Origin of the sequence: Azospirillum sp. TSO35-2 (assembly GCF_003116095.1) — a bacterium.
Lineage (GTDB): Bacteria > Pseudomonadota > Alphaproteobacteria > Azospirillales > Azospirillaceae > Azospirillum.
The window spans coordinates 657,519-658,038 of the sequence record NZ_LGRA01000013.1 but is presented as its reverse complement, the minus strand read 5'-3'; the positions used below and the strand labels follow the sequence as shown (position 1 = coordinate 658,038).

Annotated in this window: 1 protein-coding gene; it reads right to left on the bottom strand. The window is 74.6% G+C overall.

Annotated elements, in window-relative coordinates:
• A partial coding sequence (locus TSO352_RS10355; protein WP_282183843.1) for an MOFRL family protein occupies nucleotides 1–520 on the bottom strand: 520 nt, incomplete at both ends.

Below are 520 nucleotides of genomic sequence, written 5' to 3'. Positions count from 1 at the left end.
GTCGATCAGGATCGCGCGGAAGTCGTTGACATTGGTCAGGGTCGGGCCGGTGACCACGCTGTCGCCCAGCGCCTCGAAGAAGCCGTGGCCGTCGTTCGCCGCCAGGCTGTCGCGGGGCCGGAGGCCGTGGTGCCACGCCCGCGCCAGCGTGTCGGGGCCGATCACGGCGCCGGCGATCTCCTCCACCCCATCCACCCCGTCGGTGTCGCCGGCGATGGCGTGGATGGCCGGATGGCCGTCGAGCGCGATGGCGAGCGCCAGCAGGAACTCGACGTTGCGGCCGCCGCGGCCCGCACCGCGCACCGTCACCGTGGTCTCGCCGCCCGACAGCAGGATGCAGGGGGCGGTGACCGGCTGGGCGCGTTCGGCCACCTGCAGGGCGAGGCCGGCCAGCACCTTGCCGACGTCGCGCGCCTCGCCCTCGATGCGGTCGCTGAGGATGTGGGCGGCATAGCCAGCGCTGCGGGCGACGGCGGCGGCGGCCTCCAGCGCCATCTGCGGTGTGGCGATCAGCCGGGTC